We start from the raw sequence: 23,429 nt of genomic DNA, 5'->3' as shown, positions 1-23,429 counted from the left end.
TGGGCGATAATATGTTGGTGGCCAAGGGTTATCGTCCAGTGGATCGTGATCAGTACTTTCTGTTGCCGCCGAGTATGCGGGACTGGTTGCCCGATTCGGATCCGGTGTGGTTGGTGATCGAGACCGTCGCCTCGCTCGATACCAGCGTGTTGCACGCCCAACGCAAGACCGGCGGGGTGGGGCGGGCCGGGTATGACCCGGACATGTTGCTGACCCTGCTGATCTGGGGCTGGGCCCACGGGCAACGTTCTTCACGCCAGCTCGAGCGGCTGTGCCACCGCGATATCGCTTATCGCATCATCTGTGCTGGTGATGCACCTGATCATGTGACGATCTCGAGGTTCCGCGCCGACTGCGCCACTGCAGTTGAAGACCTGTTTGCGCAGGTCCTGGTGTTGTGCGCACGGCTGGGGATGGTCAATATCGGGGTCGTTGCTCTCGACGGGGTCAAGATCGCCTCGAATGCCTCGATGAGCGCCAACCGCACCGAAGACGGTCTGCGGGCGGCGATGGCCGCGCAAGCGGCCCGCGCCGCATCCGAGCATGCCGATGTCGATGCCGCCGAAGACGAGATGTTCGGCGCCGATGATCGCGGTGATGAGGTGCCCGGCGATCTGGTCGATCCCCGGTCGAGGTCTGCGCGGATCGCCGCAGCGCTGGCTGATCTGCAGGACCACAACACCAAGCAGGCCGCCGAGAACAACGCCGCCGATGAGCGTGCTCAGGCGCGGGAGGCGGCGGCCGAGCAGGCCCGCCAGGCCCGCGCCGAGAAGGTCGCGCGGTGGCGTGAACAGCACCCACCGGGCTCTCGTTCAGCCCGGGTGCCCACTGAAATCCGGGTCGAGGTCCACACCGCGAATCTGGAGCGCATACGCGCTGCCCAACAGGCCAAGATCGACCGGTGGCGGCCTGGGCAGCCCGGCCCGCGACCGGTGCCGGTCGACGACCACTACGACGTCGTGCGCGCGCGAAACACGCTGGAGCGGGCCACTGCCGAGCGGGTCGCCCGCCAGGCCGCCGAGGGCACCCGAACCCGTGACGCCGCTGCACGTAAGGAGGCTGATCGGCGGGCCGCAGCCACGCACCCGCGCACGTTGACCGATCCCAAACGCAACATCACCGACCCCGAGTCGAGGCTGATGATGCTGCGCGGCGGGGGCTGGATTCAAGGGTTCAACTGCCAGGCCGTGACCAGCTCCGATGGACTGTTCTTGGCGACCGGCGTCGGCAACAACCCCGCCGATGTCGTCGCGTTCGCCGCGATGCTCGACAAAGCAGTGGCCGCCGCCGACGACATCGCCAACCACCGACCCACCTCAGCACCAGAGGGCGATGCCGCGGGAATTGGAGTGTTCCTCGCCGACGCCGGCTACCTCTCCAACGAGAACCTGACCAGTCAAGGGCCGGACCGGTTGATCGCCATCGGTAAAGCGCGGCGTATCAACAAAACCGCCCGCGAGCAGCCCACCACAGGACCTCCACCGCCTGGGGCCACCCCCATCGAGGCCATGAGACACCGCTTGGCCACACCCGAAGGCCACGCCCTCTATGCCCAACGCGGTCACATCGCTGAAACCCCGTTCGGACACGCCAAACACAACCTCGGGTTCCGGCGGTTCACCAGCCGTGGATTAGACAGAGCCACAGCCGAGTTCGCGTTTCACGCCCTCGTACACAACCTCTTCAAAGCCATCAGAGGCGGACACCTCACCCCAGGAACGGCCTGAAAGGCCGGGGCCAAAAGCCCCAGCCCGCCAACTCACCACCAACGGCAGCCCATCGCCACAGACCCACACCCAGAACTTCATTTCGAAACAACCCGCATTCCCCCCGAACCGTCTCTGAGGGGACGTTTTTCGCGAATCGACTGCTGGGCAAGTGGGTACGGTGGCCGCCGAGGGCCCGCGACGAGTGGGCTACTTCAGTACCAGGACGATGACGACGAGAGCCAGCAACGCCACCAGGACGAGCCACTCCCATTTGTCGCCGCGACTCTTGCGCGGCGGCGGGGTGTGCTCGCTCTCGGCTTTCTTCGCTGCCTGCTGGGCACGGAAACCGGCCGTCCACGGTGGTGGCGGCGGAAAATCACTCACTGTCTTCTACTCCTTGAACGTACTGCGTAAATCCGGCTCAGCTCTGAGCTTTTCGGTCAACGACCGATGCCGGGGTTCCGTTCCCCGTTGCGGCAGCGGGGCGACCGAGATCACAGCACCCGACCACGACGAGCGCAAACAGACACACGATTGCCCCCAGAATCAGCGGCGCCGAAGCGCCCGCCCGATCGATCGCGAGGCCACCGAACAGCGCCCCCGCCGCGATGGAAGTGTTGAACACCAGGACATATAGCGACGTCGCGGCCTCCCCGCGGTCGGCGGCAGAGCGCAGCACGAGCGTCTGCAGAGCGATCGGAACAGCGGAATACGCTCCGCCCCAGACGATCACAAGAACACACACGGCAATCGTCCAGCTTCCCGATGCCACCAGCAGTATCAGCGAGATACTCAGGGCGGCGAGGTACGTGGCAAGAACCGGGCGCAGCGACTCCGACCGCGCGACAATCGAACCGGACACCAGATTGCCTGCCAACCCTGCGATGCCGTAGCCGAGCAGGAGGGCACCGACCGCGGTCTTGTCGATGCCCACGTCGTCGATGAGGTAAGGAGCGATGTAGGTGTATGCGGCATAGTTCGCAACTACGACGAGCGCAGTGACCGACACCGCGATTCGCAGGTTCGTGACCGCAAACAAGGTCGGGATCTCGCGAAGCGCGACGCCACCGGTGGGCGCCATCCGCGGCATCGCGACGGCGACCATCGCCAGCGCCGCCGCAGAGAGGACCACCAGAATCCAGAATGCGGCGCGCCAGTCCAAGCGATCCCCGATCACCGATCCGAGCGGAACGCCGAGGACGAGCGCCAGGGAGATCCCCGAGAACACGAATGAGGTCGCGCGTACTGCGTATCGCGGCGCCACCAACCGCACCGCAATGGCTGCCATCACCGACCACAGCAGTCCATGCACGAAACCGACGGCCAACCGGCACACCAGCAGGACCACGAAATTGCTCGCGAGTGCAGTGACGATGTTGCCTGCGACGAACACAGAGAGGATCAGCATGATCAGGCTGCGGCGATCGATACGGCGCGTCACCGCCGTCAGAATCGGAGCAAACACACCCGCCACCACCCCGTACAGCGTGACAGTCAGCCCGGCAACACCTTCCGAGACGGCGAAGTCCGCGCTGAGATACGGCAGCAGCCCAACCGGCATCATCTCGGCGGTCGTGACGACGAAGACGCTGAGCCCGAGCGCGGCGACTGCCCAGCGATTGCGTACGGGGAACCCTCGACCGTGTGCCCCGACGTCGTCACGGCGTCAGTTCATCACATCGGTCGCCCGATCCAACACGCCGTACAGGGCGGAGGCCACCGCGGTGAGGCGGTCCCTTTCCGGTTGCCAGTCCTGGCCGAACTGATGCCGGCTCAGGAGCACCACCACGAACCGGCCTTCGTCTCCGACGAGCCCCGCACTGTGCAGATAACTCGTCTGATCGTCGCAGCACATCCAGCCCTGCTTCGCGACGGCGATGCCGACCTGCCGTGGCGCCAGAAGACCGAAGTCCTGCGCGAAGCCGTCTGCCGCCACAGGCGGCGCGGCGGCGAGAGCGCCGATGATCAGATCTCGATCCGTCTCCGGCATCGTGAGCACGTGCCGATACAGCGTCGCGAGATCGGCAGCCGCGATCGTCATCTGTCCCCAATACGACGGATCGGCAGGCGCAGTCGTCCCGCTCAGCCCGAGTCGCGCACTCACGCGTGCCGCAGCACCCTGTCCATCGAACCTCTCCCACAATTCGTTCATTGCGAGATCATCGCTCGGTCCGAGGGCGCGCCGTAACGACTCGAGGTCTGCCTCCCCCACCACGAGGTCGTCCTCTCGTCGTCTGTCGATCAGATCCACGGCTACAACGAGTTTGGCGAGCGACGCAGCAAACATGGGAACCGGCGCGGGGGTGGTGGACGCACTGACCCCGGTCGCCGTGTCGAGGACCGCCGCGTCGAGGTCGAATCCGCCCGCCGCGGTCGCTGCGGCCTGCGCCGCTGCCAACGCAGCGAACGAGTAGCCGCCTGACACGGGTCCTGATGGTGCCATCAGGAGCGAATTGGTGGGCACGGGGGCGGCGGCGCCCGCAGACCCACACACCACTGCCCCTACCGATGCCACGACGAGGATCTGCGCAGCGATCAGCGACGCCGCCACGAGGGAGCGTAGGGGCGGTGCCGCGGAAGTGGATCGACCGAACATCGTATGTCCAGCATCCGCCCCTCTGTCCTGTGCTGCCACTTCGCCGTCTGTGGAACTCGCCACCTACCGGGGACCGGGCTGCTCGGCAGGCCGCAGCGCCCATCCGGGGACCCAGTGCGTGACCTTCTCCTCGCGTCCTTTCGCCGGGATCGTGTAGGTCACCTTGCCGAACCACTCCCCCCATTCCGTCATGCCCCACTCGGTCAGGACCCCTAGCGTCTTCTTGCGGAATTGCAGTCCGTCGGGATGGTACGAGCCGGAATGGTGCGGCTGATAGGCGTAGAGCGTGACCAGGTCGACAGTCACCGCCATGTGGCCCACGCGGACGAACGCCGGCCGTCGCGGCTGACCGCTGTCTCCACCGATGCCCGCCGTCTTCATCATTCGACCATACGTTCGAAGTGCTGATAGTCTCAAGCCCGGCGGGGCGGCGATGCCTGCGGACTCCGAATGGGGACGTGGAGACGCCGCTCTGCCTATCGAACGGGGCTCACACCGTTTGAGGCCAGGCCGTGTGCAGGATCTCGCAGAGAAACCAATCCCTACCCGACCGGGCACCGAATGACTGGATGCCGGGGGACCCCCGACCCTCCCGGCACTACCGCCCCTCGGCCTTCACTGGCCGGGGGGCGGTCATCGTGCTCACCTGGTGCGCGAGGGGGGACTTGAACCCCCACGTCCTGAGACACTGGAACCTAAATCCAGCGCGTCTGCCAATTCCGCCACTCGCGCGTGCAGAGGACAGACTACCGGCTGACCAGCGACTTGCGGCACTTAGGTACGGTCAAGACATGGCATCGAACAAGCAGCGGCACCGACCAGCACTCATTGCGCTGGTCATCGTCGCAGCGGTTGCCTGCCTCGCCATGGCCTGGTGGCAGCTCGACCGGTTCGAGTCCAGTTCGGGCACCGGGCAGAACCTCGGCTATGCACTGCAGTGGCCCGCGTTCGCGGCGTTCTTCGTCTACGCCTACCGCAAGTTCGTCGTCCTCGAGGACAATCCCGACGAGGTCGAGAAGATGCACGCGGCGGACAAGGGGATCAAGGAGATCCCCGCGGGCATCTTGCCACCTCGTCCGAGTGCCGCGCCGGTCCCGACTGTCGAGGACGGCACCACCGAAGGCGACCAGATCGCCGAATACAACCGGATCCTCGCCGAGCTCGCAGAAGCGGACAGGATCCGTCTGGCGCGCCTGCGGGCCGAAGCGACACCGTCCGACAATCCACAACGGAGTAATCAGTGACCGAAACACCCGCCGAGTCGACCACCACCCCGAGGACGATCACGCCACCGAACAAGATCAAAGGTGCACTGCTGCGGTATCGGGTGATGGCGTGGATCACCGGCTTGTGGTTGCTGCTGCTGGTTGCCGAGATGATCCTGCTCTACGGGTTCGACAACCACTCGCTCGACTTCGTACCGTTCGTGCACGGGTGGGTGTACTTCATCTACCTGATCATGGCGATCGATCTGGGCATCAAGGTCCGCTGGCCGATCGGCAAGGCAATCTTCACGCTGATCGCTGGAACGATCCCGTTCCTGTCGTTCTGGGTGGAACACAAACGCACCCAGGAGATCCGGGCGCAGTTCAGTCTCTGAACGCTACCGCGTCGCCAACTCGCGTAATGCGGGTAGCAGCTGGGCCAGCGCCCGCCCGCGGTGACTGAGCGCGTCCTTCTCGGCTGCCGTCAACTCGGCCGAGCTGCGCCCTGCACCTACTGCGTCATCAGGCACGAAAACGGGGTCATAGCCGAATCCGTTGTCGCCACGCGGTTCTGCGATGATCCAGCCGCGCCACTCTCCGCGGACGACGACCTCGGAGTCAGCCGTCACCAGCGCGCAGGCAGAGACGAACGCGCCGCCGCGTCGCTCCTGCGGTACATCTCTGAGCTGACCGAGCAACAGGGCTGTGTTGGCCGGATCGTCACCATGCCGACCGGACCAGCGCGCCGAGAGCACTCCCGGCATCCCGTTGAGCGCGTCCACCTCGAGTCCGGAATCGTCGGCAACGCATGGCAATCCGGTGGCCGCATATGCGTCTCGAGCCTTTGCGAGGGCATTCTCCTCGAACGTGGCACCGGTTTCCGGTGCCTCCTCGAACGCAGGCACCTCATCGAGACCGATCACCTCGAGCCCTTCGATGCCGGCCTGCTCCACCACGCGCCGAAGCTCGGCCAACTTCTTGGCGTTGCGACTGGCGACCAGGAGACGACCACCCATCAGCTGCCGAATGCCTTGCGCTTGCCCGAGGTCTCGGCAACCGGCAGCTCACCCGGGTACGGAAGCGCCAGCGCCGCGCGCTGTACTTCGAAGAGTTGTTCGGTGCCCACCATCGCCACGTCGAGCAACCGATCCAGGGTCGATCGCGGGAAGGTCGCGCCCTCCCCCGTGCCCTGGATCTCGACAAGAGTTCCCGTGTCGGTGGCCACCACGTTCATGTCCACCTCGGCGCGAGAATCCTCTTCGTACGGCAGGTCCAGGCGCACGCGACCGTCGACGACGCCAACACTGACGGCGGAGATCATGCAGGAGATGGGCTGCGGGTCAGCGAGTTTGCCTGCGGCGTTCAGGTAGGTCACCGCGTCGGACAATGCGACGTAGGCACCGGTGATGGCCGCGGTTCGGGTGCCACCGTCGGCCTGCAGCACGTCGCAGTCGAGCGCGATCGTGTTCTCCCCCAACGCGGCCAGGTCGATGCAGGCACGCAGCGAGCGACCGATGAGACGGCTGATCTCCTGGGTACGGCCGCCCACCTTGCCCTTCACGGATTCGCGATCGGAACGGTCGTGGGTGGCGGCGGGCAACATCGCGTACTCCGCTGTGAGCCAGCCGAGTCCGGAGCCGCGACGCCACCGGGGAACCCCCTCGGTGACACTCGCGGTGCACATCACTCGCGTCTGCCCGAATTCCACCAACACTGATCCGGCGGGGTGGTTGGTGAATCCGCGGGTGATGGTGACCTTCCGCAGTTCGTCATCGACTCGGCCATCTACACGTCTACTCACGCTGCCCACCCTATCGACTCCGGCCGGGGCCGTGGTCGGGTGGCCGATACGCGTGGTCGTGGGCGTCAGTCGATGTCGATCTGTTCGCCCCGTCTGACGACCGTGATCGGGCCGTCGTACACTTCGCGGGCTTCGGCGAGCACGTCGTCGGGCCAGGTCCACGGCGGAAGGTGGGTCAACGCAAGCTTCTTGACCCCCGCTTTGGCGGCGGCTTCGCCGGCTTCCCGACCGGACAGGTGCAGGTTCGGTGGACGGTTGGCCGGATCGTGAGTCCACGACGCCTCGCACAAGAACACATCAGCGCCCTCGGCCAGTTCGATCAGCTCGTCGCACACACCCGTGTCCCCCGAGTACACGAGGACTTTCCCTCCGGGCTCGGTGATCCGGAATCCGAAGGTCGACGGCGGGTGGTTGACCTTCCGCGCCAGAATCTTCATCCCACCCAGTTCGATCTCTTGCCGGTCAACCCATTCACCCACCTCGAAGGTGTCGGTGATGTCGTCGATCTGACCGGCGTACTCCGACGACGCGGCACCGATCCGCGCGGCGGTACCCGGCGGCCCGATGAGCGTGCCCGTGTCGGTCGCCGGCACCGGGCTGTATCGACGCCACACGAGCAGACCCGGGAGATCGAGACAGTGGTCTGCGTGGAGGTGGCTGAGGATGATTGCCACGTCGTTCGGGTTCACGTGTTGCTGCAGGGAACCGAGGACACCAGGGCCGAAATCCATCACCACCGGCTGGTGCCCCGGCACGGTCAGGAGATACCCCGACGCCGGAGAGTCCGGGCCAGACAAACTGCCCGAGCAACCCAGCACCGTCAAACGCATGCCGCCATGCTGCCACGCCTGGTGACCGCGGCGTCGCCGGACGGCAGATCAGGCGTGTTGAACTGCACCGATGGCGGGTCCGAGGAACCTTGTCGCCAACCGCGCGAACAGATCCGGGTCGCCGGTTGCCTGGAAGACGCGCTGCGCGGGCAGCTCCGAAGGTTCACGAAGGAGATCATTGGCGGTGAGGACGCGCAACACGTCCTTCGCCGTCTCCTCCGCACTCGACACCAGTGTCACGTCGTCGCCGACCGCCAACTGGATGACACCGGACAACATCGGATAGTGGGTGCAGCCGAGGACGACGGTGTCGACCCGGGCGGCGGCCAGCGGCTCGAGGTAGCCCTCCGCCAAGCCGAGAACCTGACGACCGCTGGTGATCCCCCGCTCGACGAAGTCGACGAACCGCGGGCAGGCGACGGAAGTGATCACCGCGTTCTGCGCTGCGGCGAAGGAGTCCTCATACGCCCGGGAGGCGATGGTCGCCTCGGTCCCGATCACGCCGATACGTCCAGATCTCGTCGCGGCGACAGCTCGACGCACTGCCGGCAGGACCACCTCGATCACCGGCACCGGGTAGCGCTCACGCGCGTCTCGCAGGCACGCCGCAGATGCGGTGTTGCACGCGATCACGAGGGCCTTGACGCCTCGTTCGACGAGTTCGTCGCCGATGGCGAGCGCGTGGGCCCGAATCTGCGGGATGGTCAGCGGCCCGTACGGACCGTGGGCGGTGTCGCCGATGTAGATGACGTTCTCGGCGGGCAGCTGGTCGATCACGGCACGAGCGACCGTCAGGCCACCGACTCCGGAATCGAAGATCCCGATCGGTGCGTCCACATCTGTGATCACTGGGTCAGTGCCTTCTTCTCGTCACGTTTGCGATCCTTCTTCGACAGGTACCAGGCGGCCAGGACGCCCCCGATCGCGCCGAAGAGATGCCCCTGCCAGGAGACCCGGCCGTCGGTGGGGACCACACCCCACAGGACGCCTCCGTAGACCATGAAGACCACGACCCCGAGGAGGACCTGCCAGACGTCGCGATTGAACAGTCCGCGCACCAAGATGTAGGTGAGCCACCCGAAGATGATGCCGGACGCTCCGACGGTCACGGTGTAGGGCGGCGCGAACATCCAGACGCCGAGGCCCGACACGACCCACACGATGGCGGTCGTGATGATGAAACGTCTCGCCATCAGGACCAGGAACCCCAGCACCATTCCGGGAAGTGTGTTGGCCGCCAGGTGTTCCCAGTCGGCATGCAGGAACGGCGAGAAAAATATGCCGGTGAGACCGTCGGCCTCCCGCGGTTCGATGCCCGCGCTGTCGAGGTCGTGTCTGCTGACGGCGTCGATGGCCTCGATGACGTAGAGCAACGCTGTCAGGACGGCGATGACTACAGCCGAACGCGCCCACAGCGGCCACGAGGTGCGTGCAGGCACCGGTGGTCCGCCGGACGGCAACCCACCGCCGTAGGAGCCGAGCGATCCGGTCATGGGTCTCCGATCAGATATCGCTGCGACCGTCAGGCCCAGAGCTGGCCCTCGAGATCGTCACTTGCCTTGTCGAGGCTACCTTCGTACGCCCCCGTGGACAGATACTTCCATCCGGCGTCACAGACGACAAAGGCGATATCGGCGCGCTGACCAGCGGACATCGCCTTGCGGGCGACGCCGAGGGCGGCATGGACTATCGCACCCGTCGAAACCCCGGCGAAGATGCCCTCGGTATCGATCAGCTCGCGCATCCGGCGCACCGCATTGCGGCCCTCCACGGAGTAGCGCATGGTCAGGATCGACTCGTCGTACAGCTCCGGCACGAACCCTTCGTCGATGTTGCGTAGTCCGTACACCTCTTCGCCGTAACGAGGTTCGGCCGCGACGATCTGGATCTGCGGCCGCTGCTCGCGGAGAAACCTACCGGCACCCATCAGGGTTCCGGTGGTGCCGAGGCCGGCCACGAAGTGGGTGATCTCCGGCAGGTCGTCGAGCAGTTCGGGACCGGTACTCTCGTAGTGCGCCAGCGCATTCGAGGGATTCCCGTACTGGTAGAGCATCACCCAGTCGGGGTTCGCGGCGGCCAGTTCCTTGGCCATCGCGACCGCCTTGTTCGACCCACCGACCGCAGGCGAGGAGATGATCTCGGCGCCGTACATCGTCAGCAGCTGGCGCCGTTCGACCGACGTGTTCTCGGGCATCACACAGATGAGTTTGTAGCCCTTGAGTTTTGCGGCCATCGCCAGTGAGATCCCGGTGTTGCCACTGGTCGGCTCCAGGATGGTCGCACCCGGCGTCAGCAGTCCGTCCGCCTCGGCCTGTTCGATCATTCGCAAGGCCGGACGGTCCTTGATGGAGCCGGTGGGATTGCGGTCTTCGAGTTTGGCCCACAACCGCACGGCGGGGCCGTCCTCGGTGTCGCGCCAGCGTGGAGACAAGCGCTGCAGACCGATCAACGGGGTGTGACCCACCGACTCGATCAGCGATTCGTAGCGTGGCATGGACTGTTGGTCTCAGCCGCCGGCGACGGCAGGCAGGATCGTGACCTCGTCGCCGTCGGCAACCGCGGTGTCGAGACCGCCGGAGAAGCGGACATCCTCGTCGTTGACGTAGACGTTGACGAATCTGTGTAGCTTCCCTGAGGCGATCAGGCGGTCCTTGAGTCCGCCGTGGCTCGCATCGAGATTGTCGATGAGTTCGGCCACCGTCGCACCGGTGGATTCGACGCGCTTGTTCCCGTCGGTATACGTCCGCAAGATCGTGGGAATGGAAACGGTTACAGCCATGACGTGACTCCTAATTGATTTGGATCTCTTCTTCTGTGACCACGCCGTCGGTGATCCGGTAACTGCGGATCTCCTCGGAGTCGGGATCTCGGGTGGAGATCAGGACGTAGTGCGCGTTCGGTTCAGAGGCGAACGAGACATCGGTACGGCTCGGGTAGGCCTCGGTCCCGGTGTGCGAGTGGTAGATCACCACCGGTTCCTCAGCCGCCCTGTCCATCTCTCGCCACACCTTGAGCTGCTCGCCGGAGTCGAACCGGTAAAAGGTGGGTGAGCGTTCTGCGTTGACCATCGCGATGAAGCGCTCCGGCCGATCCGTACCCTCCGGGCCCGCGATCACACCGCAGGCTTCGTCGGGATGGTCTGTGCGAGCATGCGCGACCATCGAGTCCACCAGCGAACGGCTGATGATGAGCACGGGCCACCTCCGGGGTCGATTCGGTGCCGGGCTACGCCGACGGCGGGGCTTGCGGCACAAACGCTGATGGCAACGTCTGGCGGTAGGTAGGTATTCCGGCGACCGGAGCGGCCGCGATCACGGCTTTGACGATGGCACGTTGCACGACGGTCGCCGCCGCCTCTCCGATCGCGGCGACGAGGGCGACATCCGGGTTCATGCCACTCGGGATGGCAGGCGCCTCCGGTGGCGTCGGGGTCGCCGAACCGGTGGAGACCGCGAAGAGCGTGTCACCGTCGAGCGGCGAATGTGCCGGACGGATGGCGCGCGCGAGCCCGTCATGAGCGGTCATCGCGACCCGCTGGGTGGATGCCGGGTCGAGGACGGCGTCGGTCGCCACCACCCCGATCGTGGTGTTGAGCGGGGTCGACTTCGCGGTGAGTTCGGCCAGTGCAGCGGTCTCGACGTCGGAGGGCTTGCGCAATCCGAAGTAGTCGAGCTCGAGCGTCGACGCGCCCCAGGGCAATCCGCCGGTGGGGTCGATGACCGCCCCCACCGGGTTCGCGATGACCACCGCGCCGACAGTGATCCCTGTCGCCGGGCCGGAGGTGAATGTGATGCTCGCAGAACCGACGCCGCCCTTGAGTGCGCCCGCCCGCGCGCCGGTGCCGGCGCCGACCGACCCGAGCTCGACACCCGGGCCTGCCGCCTGCGCCGCGAGCCGTCCGAAGTCGCGGTCGGGTCTTGCCTTCCATTCCCCGACAGCGAGGTCGAAGATCACCGCGGCCGGGACGATGGGCACCACTGATCCCCGGGAGTCCATCGCCAAGCCGACGCCGGCGTCCTCCAGATGGGTCATCACCCCGTCAGCGGCTGCCAGTCCGTAGGCGCTGCCGCCGCTGAGCACGATCGCGTGCGCCGTCTGTACCGTGTTCGCGGGATCGAGCAGGTCGGTCTCCCGGGTGCCCGGTCCCCCACCCCGCACGTCGACTGCCGCAACGGCACCTTCGGGGAGCAACACAACCGTGGTGCCCGTCGCCCAGCCTTCGCCACCCATCTCGTCGGTGCCCACCCGGACCTCGTCGTCGAGACGATGGTGGTGTCCGACCAACACCCCCGGGACGTCGGTGATCGAGTCGGATACGCCGGGAATCACGTGTGGTGCCCTCCCCTTCGAAGATGTCGCCGCCGTGCCGCGAGGCGCGGCCGGAAGTCACTTACCGATCAGCGCGACCACCAGCAGTTCCTGCACCACCGTGAGCCAGTGGTACACGTCGAGATGGGCCGCCATCGGGTCCCCTTCCGGAAGCTGATCAGGAGTGGACTCGTCGATACCGATCATCGCGCCGAGCGCCAGCCGCACATCGTTGATCGCCGAGAGCCACTGGTCGGCCTCCTGCGGACTCAATGAGATCTGACCACCGCCGGCCGGCAACGAATCCAGGACCACCTGCGCCGCTGACTGTTTGGCGTTGATGATGTGTGGTTCGTGCAAACTCCGCAACGCGCCGTTGAGGTCTCCGGTGACAGCGTCCACGGTGGTCGTCTCGTCTTGGTCGGGGCGATGGAAGTCGGGGAACAGCCTGCCGAGCGTCGCATCCGTCGGCGGCGTGGAGTGTCCGGCCTCGATGCCTGTCAGGTCCGCCAGCGAATCCGCCGGAGCGGTCGACTGCCGCTCGTCCAGCAGCTCGGTCATCGACGTGACGAGTGAGGCGATGAGGTCGGACTCGTGGGAGTCGAGCTCCGAGGTGATCCGCAGACGGTCGCCCGATCCGCGCCGTTTCCAGTTGCGCACCGCTCAACTGTCCCGCTGCATGGTGGCCCACAGGCCGGCGGCATGCAGTTTCTGGACGTCGAGTTCGACCTTGTCGCGATCGCCGGTGGAGACCACAGCCCGGCCCTCGGTGTGAACCTGCATCATCAGTTCCGCCGCCCTCGTCTCGCTGTACCCGAACAGCTTCTGGAACACATACGTGACGTAGCGCATGAGGTTCACCGGATCGTCCCACACGATGGTCACCCACGGCCTGTCCACTGCCTGGTCACGTTCGGCGACGGCGGTACTCGACGGGGTGACCTCGTGCTGACCGCCGCCCGCCGCCGACCATGGCCCGCAGCGGGGCGGTGCGGTCATCATCTGTCCGCGCATGGAGCCCAGGGTACCGATAGTGACCGCTTGGAACACACCCCTGCCACGCAGGCGCCAACGGAGCGCGCCACGGGCCTAAGGTGTCGAGAGTGACCTCTTTCAACACAGCGCTGTTGACCGACCAGTACGAACTCACGATGGTCGCGGCCGCGCTCGCCGACCACACCGCCCACCGCACGTGCACGTTCGAGGTGTTCGCGCGTCGCCTGCCGGAAGGACGCCGCTACGGTGTCGTCGCGGGGACCGGTCGGCTGATCGAGCAACTCTCGCAGTTCACGTTCGGTCCCGAGCAGCTCGCCGTCGCCGAGAAGTTCCTGGACGCCGATACGCTCGAATGGCTGAGCAACTACCGATTCTCGGGCGACATCGACGGCTATCCCGAAGGCGAGTTGTTCTTCCCCGGTTCTCCGATTCTCACCGTCCGCGGAAGTTTTGCCGAAGCCGTGATGCTGGAGACCCTTGCCCTCTCGATTCTCAACCATGACAGCGCCATCGCCTCCGCGGCCGCCCGTATGGTCACCGCGGCCGGATCCCGCCCGATCATCGAGATGGGGTCGAGGCGAACCCACGAACAGGCCGCGGTCGCATCGTCGCGGGCCGCATATCTCGCCGGATTGTCGGCGACGTCCAACCTCGAGGCAGCGCGCAGACACGGCGTGCCCAGCGCGGGTACCAGCGCCCATTCGTTCACCCTGCTCCACACCACCTCCGACGGCCCCGATGAGAAGGCCGCATTCGCGGCCCAGGTCGCGAAGCTGGGCGTGGGTACGACGTTGCTCGTCGACACCTACGACATCACCCAGGGCGTCGCGAACGCCATCGAGGTGGCGGGCACCGAACTCGGCGCAGTCCGCATCGACTCCGGTGACCTCGGAGTGCTCGCCCGGCAGGTTCGCAGGCAACTCGACGACCTCGGTGCGACCAGTACCCGCATCGTGGTCTCCGGCGACCTCGACGAATATGCGATCGCATCGCTGCGCGCCGAGCCGGTCGACGTCTACGGGGTCGGGACCTCCCTGGTGACCGGATCCGGCTCGCCGACCGCGGGCATGGTCTACAAACTGGTCGAGGTCGACGGGATCCCCGTGGCAAAACGCGCGAGCCACAAAGAGTCCCGGGGCGGTGCGAAAACCGCGATCCGCACAGCGAAGGCCACCGGCACCATCGTGGAAGAGATCATCTATCCCACCGGTGCGGCGGCGCCGGAGACGACGCAGGCCGCCCGGCCACTGCAGATCCCGTTGATACGCGGTGGCGAGCCCGTCGCGGATCTGCCGACCCTCGATGACTCCCGAGAACACCTTGCTGCTGCACTTGTCAGTCTTCCGTGGGAGGGTTTGGGACTATCGCGGGGGGAACCGGCCATACCGGTGCGGTTCATCGCGCCGGAAACGCACCGACCGGAGGGGTTTCGACCGTGACCGAACACATTCGAACAGCGCTGCTCATCGTCGACGTCCAGAACGACTTCTGCGAGGGTGGCTCGCTGGCGGTCTCGGGCGGCGCCGCAGTGGCCGCGGCGATCACGGCCTACACCCACCGCGATCACGGCTATCTCGCGGTCGCCGCAACCCGTGATCACCACATAGATCCCGGTGATCACTTCTCCGAGACACCCGACTTCGTCGACAGTTGGCCGCCGCACTGTGTCGTCGGCACGCCCGGTGCGGATTTCCATCCCGCGTTCGACGTTGCGGTCACCGACGAGGTCTTCTCCAAGGGTGAGTACAGCGCCGCCTACTCGGGTTTCGAGGCCACGAGCGACGCGGGCGCCGCACTCGGTGACTGGTTGCGCGAACGCGATATCAACGCCGTCGACATCGTCGGACTGGCCACCGACCACTGCGTCCTCGCCACCGCACTCGATGCTCGCAAGGCGGGTTTCACGACCCGTGTGTTGCTCGAGTACGCCGCCGGTGTCAGCGCCGAGACAACCGGGACAGCTGTCGCGACGATGACCGGGGCAGGGGTCTCCGTGGTCTCGGCCGTCGCGGCCCGGCCGCTGTGACGGTCCGTGCGCTACGGACCACCGGGGCGCGATGACAGACATCCCCGAGGTGCCCGATCTGCTGTCGTCGGCGGTCGAGGCGCTCGGTGGGGCCAGGCGCGACGGACAGCTGAAGATGGCTTCGGCGGTTGCCCACTCCATCGACACGGGAGAGCATCTGGCCGTACAGGCCGGAACCGGCACCGGCAAGTCTCTGGCGTATCTGGTGCCGTCGCTGCGTCACGCAGTGGACACCGGTAAGACGGTGGTGGTCTCGACCGCCACCATCGCGCTACAGCGCCAGCTCGTCGAACGCGATCTCCCCCGGACCGCCGCAGCCCTCACCGGCCCCCTGGGCCGCGCACCCGAGTTCGCCATCCTCAAAGGACGCGGAAACTATCTGTGCCTGAACAAGATCCACGCGGGCACCATCGAGGAACCGGACGGGGATCTGTTCGAGGCGAGCGGCGGCGGAAAGGCCGACCCGTTCGCGGCCTCCCGGCTCGGCCGTGAGGTCACCCGACTTCGCGAATGGACATCGGACACCGAGACCGGCGATCGCGATGACCTGACGCCCGGGGTGACCGACCGGTCGTGGCGCCAGGTCAGTGTCTCGGCACGCGAATGCCTCGGCGCCACCAACTGCTCCTACGGCGCGGATTGTTTCGCCGAGAAAGCCAAGGCCAAGGCGGGAAAGGCCGACGTCGTCGTCACCAATCACGCGCTGTTGGCCATCGATGCGATGAGTCCGGCCGCGATCCTGCCCGAGCACGATGTCGTGGTGGTCGACGAAGCCCACGAACTCGCCGACCGCATCACGTCGGTGGCGACCGCCGAGATCTCCGGCGCATCGGTGGCCGGCGTGGCCCGGCGGTGCGCAAAGCTTGTCGATGACGAAGTCGCGGACGACATCTCCGGCAGCGGCGAACTCATCGAATCACTGCTCGACGAGAATGCGCCGGGCCGCTGGACCGGGCTCCCCGACGGAGCGCCGCTGGCACTGTCGTCGCTGCGTGACCGGCTGTGGAGGGCGCACACCGCGATCGGACCGGTGCGTCGCAGCGGCGAGGTCGACCCCGAGGCGAACGCGGCCCGGTCGGCGGCGCTGACCAGCCTCGAGGAAATGCACGACACCGCGGTACGCATCCTTGCCGCGTTCGACGACCCCGACGAGGCGAAACGACCCGACGTGGTCTGGATCGGCGAAGACCTCGTCCGCGGCGACCGCAAGCGCGTGTTGCGGGTCGCGCCGTTGTCGGTCGGCGGACTGTTACGGGCCTCGTTGTTCGCGCACGCGACAGTCATCTTGACCTCGGCGACGTTGACCGTCGGCGGATCGTTCGACGGCTTGGCCGCGAGCTGGGGACTGCCACCACATCGCCCCGGTACGCAGAACGGCACGTCGGCAGATGGCGACCCCGACCCGGAGACGGAGGCCACGAAGTCCGCGCAGAGCATCACCGCGATCGGCAAACCCCCGCCGGCCGACGAGAAGAAGGTCACCTGGAACGGTCTCGACGTGGGGTCCCCGTTCGACCACCAGAAGGCAGCCATTCTCTACGTGGCCAAACATCTGCCCGCGCCCGGCCGCGAGGGGATGTCGGCCCGCACTCTCGACGAGGTGGTCGACCTGATCACCGCCGCCGGTGGACGGACGCTGGGCCTGTTCTCTTCCATGCGGGCGGCAAAAGAGGCGGCCGAAGCCGTTCGTACGCGCATCGATCTGCCTGTCCTGTGCCAGGGCGAGGGCGCAACGGGCGCGCTGGTGAAAGAGTTCGCCGCCGACGAGAAGACCTGCCTGTTCGGAACCCTGTCGCTGTGGCAAGGCGTCGATGTGCCCGGCCCATCGCTGAACCTCGTGCTGATCGATCGCATCCCTTTTCCCCGACCCGACGATCCCCTGCTGATGGCGCGGCAACGAGCGGTCGCCGCGCGCGGTGGCAACGGTTTCATGGCCATCGCGGCAGGACATGCCGCTCTGCTGCTTGCGCAGGGCACAGGGCGTCTTCTACGCGGTACGTCGGACCGCGGGGTGATCGCGATACTCGACTCACGTTTGGCCACAGCCCGCTACGGGAACTATCTGCTCGCGTCGCTGCCGCCGTTCTGGCGCACGACCGATGGCCGGTTGGTGCGCGGCGCGCTGTCCCGACTGCAGGGGACGAACACCACCGATGGCGACGGAGCCTGAGCCGATTACCTCGTAGTCGCCTACGGTGGAGAACAGCACGACGACGTGAGCAACGCTGGCAACAACACTGTGAGAGGTGGCCGACAACGTGATTGGGCGCATCGGGATCGATGACATAGCCCCAGTGGTTTCTTCGGGACAGTTTGCCGCGAAAGCGGTTGTCGGAGAGATCTTTCCAGTCAGTGCAACCGTATGGCGCGAGGGCCACGACGCGGTCGCCGCCACGTTGCACGTCGAGGGCCCAACCCGCGCGGGCGCGTTGGACGTCCGAATGTCGCCGGGTGCCGAGCCCGATACGTTCAACGCATTCTTCAGCCCCGACGCGACGGGCTACTGGTCGTATCGCATCGACGCGTGGAGCGACCCCTTCAGCACCTGGCGCGATGCGATGGACAAAAAGCTGGCGGCCGGTCAAGGGAGTGCAGAGCTCGCAAACGACATCGAACGAGGTGCGCGGCTACTCGACCGCGCCCTCGAGCTCACACCCCCGACAGATCGTGACTCGCTGACGAACGCCGCCACAGCGCTCCGCGACACGCATCTGGCGCTCCCGGACCGCGTCGGACCCGCGTTGTCGGCGCAGACAGCTCACCTGCTGACCACCTACCCCGTCCGCGAGCTGGTGACCAAGAGCCGTACACACCGTGTGTGGGTCGACCGGACCAGGGCCCTGTTCGGATCGTGGTACGAGCTGTTCCCTCGCTCCACCGGCGGTTGGGACAACGAGGGACATCCGGTGCACGGGACGTTCCTGACGGCTGCCGAAGATCTCCCTCGGATCGCGGACATGGGCTTCGACGTCGTGTACCTCCCGCCGATCCACCCGATCGGCGAGGTCAACCGTAAGGGGCCCAACAATTCGGTGACCGCGGGCCCTGACGACGTCGGTTCACCGTGGGCCATCGGGTCCAAGGACGGTGGGCACGACGCGATCCATCCTCGCCTCGGTTCTTTCGAAGACTTCGAATACTTCCGCCATCGCACCGAGGAACTGGGCATGGAGGTTGCACTCGACCTCGCTCTCCAATGCGCACCAGATCACCCGTGGACCACCGAACATCCGGACTGGTTCACCGCCGAACCAGATGGCAGCATCCGTTATGCCGAGAATCCGCCGAAGAAATACCAGGACATCTACCCACTCAACTTCGATGATGACCGCAACGGCATCTTCCGGGGTGTCCTCAAGGTGGTTCTCGGCTGGGTTGCCAGGGGCGTCAAGATCTTTCGGGTTGACAACCCACATACCAAGCCACCGGACTTCTGGGAATGGCTCATCGTCGAGGTCAAGAAACGCGATCCCGACGTGCTGTTCCTGGCCGAGGCGTTCACCCGCCCGGCCCGCCTGTACGGCTTGGGCAAGCTCGGCTTCACCCAGTCGTATACGTACTTCACCTGGCGCACCGCGAAGTGGGAGCTCACCGAGTTCGGCAAGGAGATCGCGGGTAACGCCGACATCGCCAGGCCGAACCTGTTCGTGAACACCCCCGACATCCTCCATGAATCGCTACAGCACGGCGGCCCCGGGATGTTCGCGCTGCGCGCGGCACTCGCCGCGACCCTGTCCCCCACCTGGGGTGTGTACAGCGGGTATGAGCTGTATGAACACCACGCCGTCCGGGAAGGCAGCGAGGAGTACCTCGATTCCGAGAAGTACGAATTGCGTCCCCGCGACTACAAGGGGGCATCGAGTCGGGGCGAGTCGCTCGAGGGCTGGATCCGGTCGCTGAACGAGATCCGGCGGCGACATCCCGCTCTGCAGCAGCTGCGCTACCTGAAGTTCCACCACGTGGACAACGATGCGTTGATCGCGTATTCCAAGTTCGACCCGAAAACCGGGGATACCGTGGTGGTCGTGGTGAACATCAACCCGTATGGGGCGGAAGAGTCCACGCTGTGGCTGGACATGCCGTCCATCGGATACGACTGGCAGGACCGCTTCAGCGGGGTGGACGAGGTCAGCGGCGAGAGTTTCCACTGGGGCCAGGCCAACTTCGTTCGACTCGAACCCTGGCGATCTGTGGCCCACATCGTCGCGTTACCTCCCATGCCCGAAGCCGCCCGCCGTAATCTCGCGTTCAGGACACCCTCATGACCACTTCATCAGACGCTGTACCCGACGCATTGCTGCCCGCGGCAGACCTCGACCGGCTGCTCGCAGGCACCCATCACAACCCGCACGGCGTCCTGGGCGCCCATCCGGTCGGTGACCACACCGTGCTGCGCACGCTCAAACCGGACGCTAGCGCAGTGAGCGCGATCATCGGTGGGGTCGAATACCCTCTGAAACAACAGGATTCCGCTCTCTGGGTCGCAGCGGTGCCGATCACCGACCTCATCGATTACCGCTATCGAGTCACCTATCCGGGCGCCGATGACGGCGACTCAGACCGTGAGTTCGTCGTCGCCGACGGTTACCGGTTCCTGCCCAGCCTCGGCGAGCTGGACATCCACCTGTTCACCGAGGGTCGCCACGAACGGCTGTGGGAAATCCTCGGCCCGCAGGCACGGGTCTATACGACCGCGGACGGCGAGGTCGGCGGCACCAGTTTCGCGGTGTGGGCACCCAACGCCCAGGGCGTCACCCTCATCGGCAGCTTCGACGGTTGGCGGGGACACACGGCGCCGATGCGATCCCTGGGATCGAGCGGGGTGTGGGAGGTGTTCGTCCCTGACGTAGGGCCAGGCACCACCTACAAGTTCCGCATCACCGGCAACGACGGCATCGTGCGCGAGAAAGCCGATCCGATGGCACGGGCCACAGAGGTTCCGCCGGCCACCGCGTCGGTGATCCCGGAGACGTCCTTCGAGTGGACCGACGACACGTGGATCGCAGACCGCGAACACATCGTGGCCACCGACGAGGCGATGAGTGTCTACGAAGTCCACCTCGGATCGTGGCGCCAGGGTCTGGACTACCGCGAACTGGCGCAACAGCTCGGCGACTACGTGGTTCAACTCGGTTTCACGCACGTCGAGCTGCTGCCGGTGTCCGAGCATCCCTTCGGCGGCTCATGGGGTTACCAGGTCACCTCGTACTACGCACCGACGTCGCGCTTCGGAAGCCCCGACGACTTCCGGTACTTCGTCGACCATCTCCACTCCCTCGGAATCGGAGTCCTCGTCGATTGGGTTCCCGCCCATTTCCCGAAGGACGCCTGGGCGTTGGCGCGCTTCGACGGCACCCCGCTCTACGAGCACGGCGATCCTCAACGAGGTGAGCAATTGGATTGGGGCACCTACGTTTTCGACTTCGGGCGCAACGAGGTCCGCAACTTCCTGGTCGCCAACGCGCTCTACTGGTTCGATCAGTTCCACATCGATGGACTGCGGGTCGATGCCGTGGCCTCCATGCTCTATCTCGACTATTCGCGACCCGAAGGGGGCTGGTCTCCCAACATCTACGGCGGGCGCGAGAATCTCGAGGCAGTCCAGTTCATCCAGGAGATGAACGCCACCGTGCACAAGCACCATCCGGGAGTCGTGACCGTCGCCGAAGAGTCCACGTCCTGGCCTGGCGTAACTCGCACCACCAATCTCGGCGGGCTCGGTTTCAGCATGAAGTGGAACATGGGCTGGATGCACGACACCCTGGGCTACCTCGGCCGCGACCAGATCCACCGTAGTTTCCACCACCACGAGATCACCTTCTCGCTGATGTACGCCTGGAGCGAGAACTTCGTCCTGCCGATCAGCCACGACGAGGTGGTGCACGGCAAAGGCACGTTGTGGTCACGGATGCCGGGAGACTCCCGGGCCAAGGCCGCGGGCGTCCGATCGCTACTCGCCTACATGTGGGCGCATCCCGGCAAGCAATTGCTGTTCATGGGCCAGGAGTTCGCGCAGACACCGGAGTGGTCGGAGAACCGCAGTTTGTCCTGGGACCAACTCGAGGGCTGGGAAGGTGAATTGCACTCCGGGGTCCAGTCACTGGTCACCGATCTGAACAGCGTCTACAAGAGCCATCCTGCGCTCTACAGTCAGGACGTCACGCCCAACGGCTACTCGTGGATCGACGCCAACGACACCGCGGGCAACATCATCAGTTTCCTACGCTGGGGATCAGACGGTTCGGTGGTCGCCTGTGTGTTCAACTTCTCCGGCACCACCCGTACCGAATATCGCGTGGGTCTGCCGTCGGCAGGCACGTGGACAGAGATCCTCAACACCGACGCACCGGCATACAGCGGCAGCGGCGAGGGCAACCTCGGTCAGGTGATCGCAGCGGAAGAGCAATGGCACGGCCGGCCGGCCTGCGCCCGGTTGACCCTGCCTGCCAACGGGGCCATCTGGCTCACCCCGGCCTGACGGCCGAGGCGCTTGATGAAAACCGGTCGGGTACTGATCGGGCCGCTGTTCGGCGTTGTCCTACTGATGTTGGCGGCCTGCGCCGCGTCCGACGATCGCCGCGAGCAGGTGTCCGGCGATGCGGTGTCCGCCTTCAGCGATCCCTTCACCGTTGCAGGATTGCCCGTCACGACCGGGCCCAGTGGGCTGCGCGCGGGTACCACCGGACCAGACCTGGACATTCGCGGGGGCACCGGTGACCAGATCGACGAACTGATGGCCGCTGCCCTCGCCGACCTGGACCTCTACTGGAAAGAAGCCTTCGAACCCGCGTTCGGTCAGCGCTTCAAAACCGGCCTCAGCTTCGTCTCCTGGGATGCCGAAACGTCCGAGTCGCTGTCGGAGTCATTCTGTGGAGAGTCCACATTTCGTCAGGTCAACGCGGCGTTCTGCCCCGATCGCGTCGAAATCGGTTGGGACAGAGGGGTGCTGATGCCGGCGCTGCTCGAGGAGTTCGGTCCGATGGCCCCGGTCACCGTGATCGCGCACGAGTACGGGCACTACATCCAGATGATCGGTGGCTTCGACAAGTCCGCCTCACCCATCGTCAGCGAGCAACAGGCCGACTGCCTCTCGGGCACCTTCATCCGCTGGCTCGCCGAGGGCCGCGGCACGTATCTCGAGATCAACACCGGGGACGGGTTGAACAGCGCGATCGCGGCGCTCATCTCCGCACGGGACGGTCGTCGCGGCCAATCCGATCACGGTACCGCCTTCGAGCGTGCCGATGCTTTCGAGACGGGGTTCAGCTCAGGTGCCGCCGTCTGCGGCGGGATCGGCCAGCTCCACGTCGACGAGAAGCGCGATCAGATGCCCCCGCGATTCGACAACACCGGGTCGATCGACTCCACGCCCTTCAGTGAGGCAGGCCTGCAATCCGTGGTGACGTCGGTGGAGAGCTTCTTCGACCTCTCCGACGAGGTGCGGCCCGCGGTTGTGCGCACCGCGCCAGACGGCTCGTGCGCGGACGTCAGTGTCGCGGTGGTCGCGCAGGCACCGGTCGCTTTCTGCCCCACCACCAACACGGTGTCGATGGACCCCGATCAGCTCGCGCTGATCGCCACCAACGGCACGAACGGTCCGGCCGGGTTGCCGAGCTTCATCGGCGGCGACTTCAGCGCCTATTCGCTGGTGGCATCGCGGTATTCGGTCGCCGCGCAGAGCGCCCGCGGCCAGGTGATCGACCAGCCGGTCACCGCAGCGAGAGCTGCCTGCGACACCGGCCGATGGGCCCGTTCCACCGCCGACTCCGGCACGTTCACGCTGCGTGGTGGCGATCTCGACGAGCTGGTGTCGGGTCTGCTGGTGAGCGGAGCAGTGGCAAGCGACGTCGCCGGCCGCTCACTGCCCAGCGGATTCGCGCGGATCGACGCCTTCACAGTCGGATATTTCGACCCGGAGAACGGCTGCTCGCGCTACGACCCGTGAGGCCGCGCGACGT

The 23,429-nt window shown here is 65.9% G+C and carries 24 protein-coding genes, 1 tRNA gene and 1 pseudogene; 9 read left to right on the top strand and 17 right to left on the bottom strand.

Translation table 11 applies throughout. The features are described from left to right. Nucleotides 1–11: 11 nt before the first annotated feature. Nucleotides 12–1,727, top strand: a complete 1,716-nt coding sequence (locus tag BH683_RS00920; protein WP_210405139.1) for a transposase — start codon at nucleotides 12–14, stop codon at nucleotides 1,725–1,727. Between the two features lie 189 nt (nucleotides 1,728–1,916). On the opposite strand, the gene BH683_RS28550 is transcribed toward BH683_RS00920, so the two are convergent. From BH683_RS28550 to BH683_RS00900, 6 genes and pseudogenes are all read right to left on the bottom strand, one after another. After that, a complete protein-coding gene (locus BH683_RS28550) occupies nucleotides 1,917–2,093 on the bottom strand; it encodes a hypothetical protein (protein ID WP_168176554.1) in 177 nt (58 codons plus the stop codon). A gap of 37 nt (nucleotides 2,094–2,130) precedes the next feature. Then, entirely contained in the window at nucleotides 2,131–2,790 is a 660-nt protein-coding gene (locus tag BH683_RS29115) for an MFS transporter (RefSeq protein ID WP_281492226.1), read from the bottom strand. Next, a pseudogene (locus tag BH683_RS29110) lies at nucleotides 2,779–3,294 on the bottom strand (MFS transporter); the annotation flags it as partial. The gene BH683_RS29115 and the pseudogene BH683_RS29110, both read right to left, overlap by 12 nt. 81 nt (nucleotides 3,295–3,375) lie before the next feature. Continuing rightward, the gene (locus tag BH683_RS00910; protein WP_084834385.1) at nucleotides 3,376–4,260 is read right to left on the bottom strand and encodes a hypothetical protein; all 885 of its coding nucleotides are present in this window, start codon (nucleotides 4,258–4,260) and stop codon (nucleotides 3,376–3,378) included. Between the two features lie 108 nt (nucleotides 4,261–4,368). Beyond that, on the bottom strand, nucleotides 4,369–4,686 hold the full coding sequence (locus BH683_RS00905) for a hypothetical protein (RefSeq protein WP_084834393.1): 318 nt from the start codon (nucleotides 4,684–4,686) through the stop codon (nucleotides 4,369–4,371). A 266-nt stretch (nucleotides 4,687–4,952) separates the two neighbouring features. Further along, a tRNA-Leu gene (locus tag BH683_RS00900) sits at nucleotides 4,953–5,037 on the bottom strand. A 59-nt stretch (nucleotides 5,038–5,096) separates the two neighbouring features. On the opposite strand from BH683_RS00900, the gene BH683_RS00895 reads away from it, so the two are divergent. Further along, nucleotides 5,097–5,549: a transcriptional regulator gene (locus BH683_RS00895; RefSeq protein WP_084834384.1), complete on the top strand. Its 453-nt coding sequence runs from the start codon at nucleotides 5,097–5,099 to the stop codon at nucleotides 5,547–5,549. Continuing rightward, on the top strand, nucleotides 5,546–5,905 hold the full coding sequence (locus BH683_RS00890; RefSeq protein WP_084834383.1) for a DUF3817 domain-containing protein: 360 nt from the start codon (nucleotides 5,546–5,548) through the stop codon (nucleotides 5,903–5,905). Before BH683_RS00895 ends, BH683_RS00890 begins: the two co-directional genes overlap by 4 nt. Before the next feature lie 3 nt (nucleotides 5,906–5,908). Here BH683_RS00890 and rdgB read toward each other — a convergent pair whose 3' ends face one another. The 11 genes from rdgB to clpS all read right to left on the bottom strand — a co-directional run bounded on the left by rdgB (nucleotide 5,909) and on the right by clpS (nucleotide 13,448). After that, nucleotides 5,909–6,526, bottom strand: a complete 618-nt coding sequence (rdgB, locus tag BH683_RS00885) for an RdgB/HAM1 family non-canonical purine NTP pyrophosphatase (RefSeq protein ID WP_084834382.1) — start codon at nucleotides 6,524–6,526, stop codon at nucleotides 5,909–5,911. Next, complete coding sequence (gene rph / locus BH683_RS00880; protein ID WP_084834392.1) at nucleotides 6,526–7,311, bottom strand: ribonuclease PH; 786 nt, start codon at nucleotides 7,309–7,311, stop codon at nucleotides 6,526–6,528. The genes rdgB and rph overlap by 1 nt, the downstream gene beginning before the upstream one ends. Before the next feature lie 65 nt (nucleotides 7,312–7,376). Continuing rightward, complete coding sequence (locus tag BH683_RS00875; protein ID WP_084834381.1) at nucleotides 7,377–8,141, bottom strand: cyclic nucleotide-degrading phosphodiesterase; 765 nt, start codon at nucleotides 8,139–8,141, stop codon at nucleotides 7,377–7,379. A 48-nt stretch (nucleotides 8,142–8,189) separates the two neighbouring features. After that, entirely contained in the window at nucleotides 8,190–8,987 is a 798-nt protein-coding gene (murI, locus tag BH683_RS00870) for a glutamate racemase (RefSeq protein WP_084834391.1), read from the bottom strand. Then, nucleotides 8,987–9,634 (bottom strand): rhomboid family intramembrane serine protease, encoded by a 648-nt coding sequence (locus tag BH683_RS00865; protein ID WP_084834380.1) that lies wholly within the window; start codon nucleotides 9,632–9,634, stop codon nucleotides 8,987–8,989. Before BH683_RS00865 ends, murI begins: the two co-directional genes overlap by 1 nt. Before the next feature lie 29 nt (nucleotides 9,635–9,663). Further along, nucleotides 9,664–10,635 (bottom strand): cysteine synthase, encoded by a 972-nt coding sequence (locus BH683_RS00860; protein WP_084834379.1) that lies wholly within the window; start codon nucleotides 10,633–10,635, stop codon nucleotides 9,664–9,666. Between the two features lie 12 nt (nucleotides 10,636–10,647). Continuing rightward, on the bottom strand, nucleotides 10,648–10,920 hold the full coding sequence (locus BH683_RS00855; RefSeq protein ID WP_084834378.1) for a MoaD/ThiS family protein: 273 nt from the start codon (nucleotides 10,918–10,920) through the stop codon (nucleotides 10,648–10,650). Nucleotides 10,921–10,930: 10 nt separating this feature from the next. Further along, nucleotides 10,931–11,335 carry a M67 family metallopeptidase gene (locus tag BH683_RS00850; RefSeq protein ID WP_084834377.1) on the bottom strand — a complete coding sequence of 135 codons (405 nt, stop codon included), beginning with the start codon at nucleotides 11,333–11,335 and terminating at the stop codon, nucleotides 10,931–10,933. Nucleotides 11,336–11,366: 31 nt separating this feature from the next. Next, nucleotides 11,367–12,470: a P1 family peptidase gene (locus tag BH683_RS00845; protein ID WP_084834376.1), complete on the bottom strand. Its 1,104-nt coding sequence runs from the start codon at nucleotides 12,468–12,470 to the stop codon at nucleotides 11,367–11,369. Between the two features lie 57 nt (nucleotides 12,471–12,527). Beyond that, entirely contained in the window at nucleotides 12,528–13,109 is a 582-nt protein-coding gene (locus tag BH683_RS00840) for a DUF2017 domain-containing protein (protein WP_084834375.1), read from the bottom strand. A gap of 3 nt (nucleotides 13,110–13,112) precedes the next feature. Continuing rightward, nucleotides 13,113–13,448 carry an ATP-dependent Clp protease adapter ClpS gene (clpS, locus tag BH683_RS00835; protein WP_094647171.1) on the bottom strand — a complete coding sequence of 112 codons (336 nt, stop codon included), beginning with the start codon at nucleotides 13,446–13,448 and terminating at the stop codon, nucleotides 13,113–13,115. 104 nt (nucleotides 13,449–13,552) lie between these two features. Between clpS and BH683_RS00830 the strand changes: the two genes are divergently transcribed. The 6 genes from BH683_RS00830 (at nucleotide 13,553) to BH683_RS00805 (ending at nucleotide 23,416) form a co-directional block, all read left to right on the top strand. Then, entirely contained in the window at nucleotides 13,553–14,884 is a 1,332-nt protein-coding gene (locus BH683_RS00830; RefSeq protein ID WP_084834374.1) for a nicotinate phosphoribosyltransferase, read from the top strand. A gap of 8 nt (nucleotides 14,885–14,892) precedes the next feature. Next, nucleotides 14,893–15,471, top strand: a complete 579-nt coding sequence (locus BH683_RS00825; RefSeq protein ID WP_094647169.1) for an isochorismatase family protein — start codon at nucleotides 14,893–14,895, stop codon at nucleotides 15,469–15,471. A 31-nt stretch (nucleotides 15,472–15,502) separates the two neighbouring features. After that, entirely contained in the window at nucleotides 15,503–17,641 is a 2,139-nt protein-coding gene (locus tag BH683_RS00820) for an ATP-dependent DNA helicase (RefSeq protein ID WP_084834373.1), read from the top strand. 88 nt (nucleotides 17,642–17,729) lie between these two features. Then, a complete protein-coding gene (locus tag BH683_RS00815) occupies nucleotides 17,730–19,736 on the top strand; it encodes a maltotransferase domain-containing protein (protein WP_084834388.1) in 2,007 nt (668 codons plus the stop codon). After that, complete coding sequence (gene glgB, locus BH683_RS00810) at nucleotides 19,733–21,949, top strand: 1,4-alpha-glucan branching protein GlgB (RefSeq protein ID WP_084834372.1); 2,217 nt, start codon at nucleotides 19,733–19,735, stop codon at nucleotides 21,947–21,949. The genes BH683_RS00815 and glgB overlap by 4 nt, the downstream gene beginning before the upstream one ends. Before the next feature lie 15 nt (nucleotides 21,950–21,964). Then, a complete protein-coding gene (locus tag BH683_RS00805; RefSeq protein WP_084834371.1) occupies nucleotides 21,965–23,416 on the top strand; it encodes a hypothetical protein in 1,452 nt (483 codons plus the stop codon). Nucleotides 23,417–23,429 lie beyond the last annotated feature (13 nt).

Origin of the sequence: Williamsia sp. 1138 (assembly GCF_002095435.2) — a bacterium.
In the GTDB taxonomy this organism is placed as follows: Bacteria; Actinomycetota; Actinomycetes; order Mycobacteriales; family Mycobacteriaceae; genus Williamsia.
The sequence above is the reverse complement of the archived record's forward strand: the minus strand, read 5'-3'. Positions and strand labels throughout refer to the sequence as shown.

Bases quoted from the DNA above. Each gene is read 5' to 3' on its own strand.
- BH683_RS00905 (WP_084834393.1), bottom strand. From the start codon at position 4,686: ATGAAGACGGCGGGCATCGGTGGAGACAGCGGTCAGCCGCGACGGCCG.
- BH683_RS00920 (WP_210405139.1), top strand. From the start codon at position 12: ATGTTGGTGGCCAAGGGTTATCGTCCAGTGGATCGTGATCAGTACTTT.
- BH683_RS00860 (WP_084834379.1), bottom strand. From the start codon at position 10,635: ATGCCACGCTACGAATCGCTGATCGAGTCGGTGGGTCACACCCCGTTG.
- rdgB (WP_084834382.1), bottom strand. From the start codon at position 6,526: ATGGGTGGTCGTCTCCTGGTCGCCAGTCGCAACGCCAAGAAGTTGGCC.
- BH683_RS00820 (WP_084834373.1), top strand. From the start codon at position 15,503: ATGACAGACATCCCCGAGGTGCCCGATCTGCTGTCGTCGGCGGTCGAG.
- BH683_RS00805 (WP_084834371.1), top strand. From the start codon at position 21,965: ATGAAAACCGGTCGGGTACTGATCGGGCCGCTGTTCGGCGTTGTCCTA.
- clpS (WP_094647171.1), bottom strand. From the start codon at position 13,448: ATGACCGCACCGCCCCGCTGCGGGCCATGGTCGGCGGCGGGCGGCGGT.
- BH683_RS00875 (WP_084834381.1), bottom strand. From the start codon at position 8,141: ATGCGTTTGACGGTGCTGGGTTGCTCGGGCAGTTTGTCTGGCCCGGAC.
- BH683_RS00865 (WP_084834380.1), bottom strand. From the start codon at position 9,634: ATGACCGGATCGCTCGGCTCCTACGGCGGTGGGTTGCCGTCCGGCGGA.
- BH683_RS00895 (WP_084834384.1), top strand. From the start codon at position 5,097: ATGGCATCGAACAAGCAGCGGCACCGACCAGCACTCATTGCGCTGGTC.
- glgB (WP_084834372.1), top strand. From the start codon at position 19,733: ATGACCACTTCATCAGACGCTGTACCCGACGCATTGCTGCCCGCGGCA.
- BH683_RS29115 (WP_281492226.1), bottom strand. From the start codon at position 2,790: ATGGCGCCCACCGGTGGCGTCGCGCTTCGCGAGATCCCGACCTTGTTT.
- BH683_RS00855 (WP_084834378.1), bottom strand. From the start codon at position 10,920: ATGGCTGTAACCGTTTCCATTCCCACGATCTTGCGGACGTATACCGAC.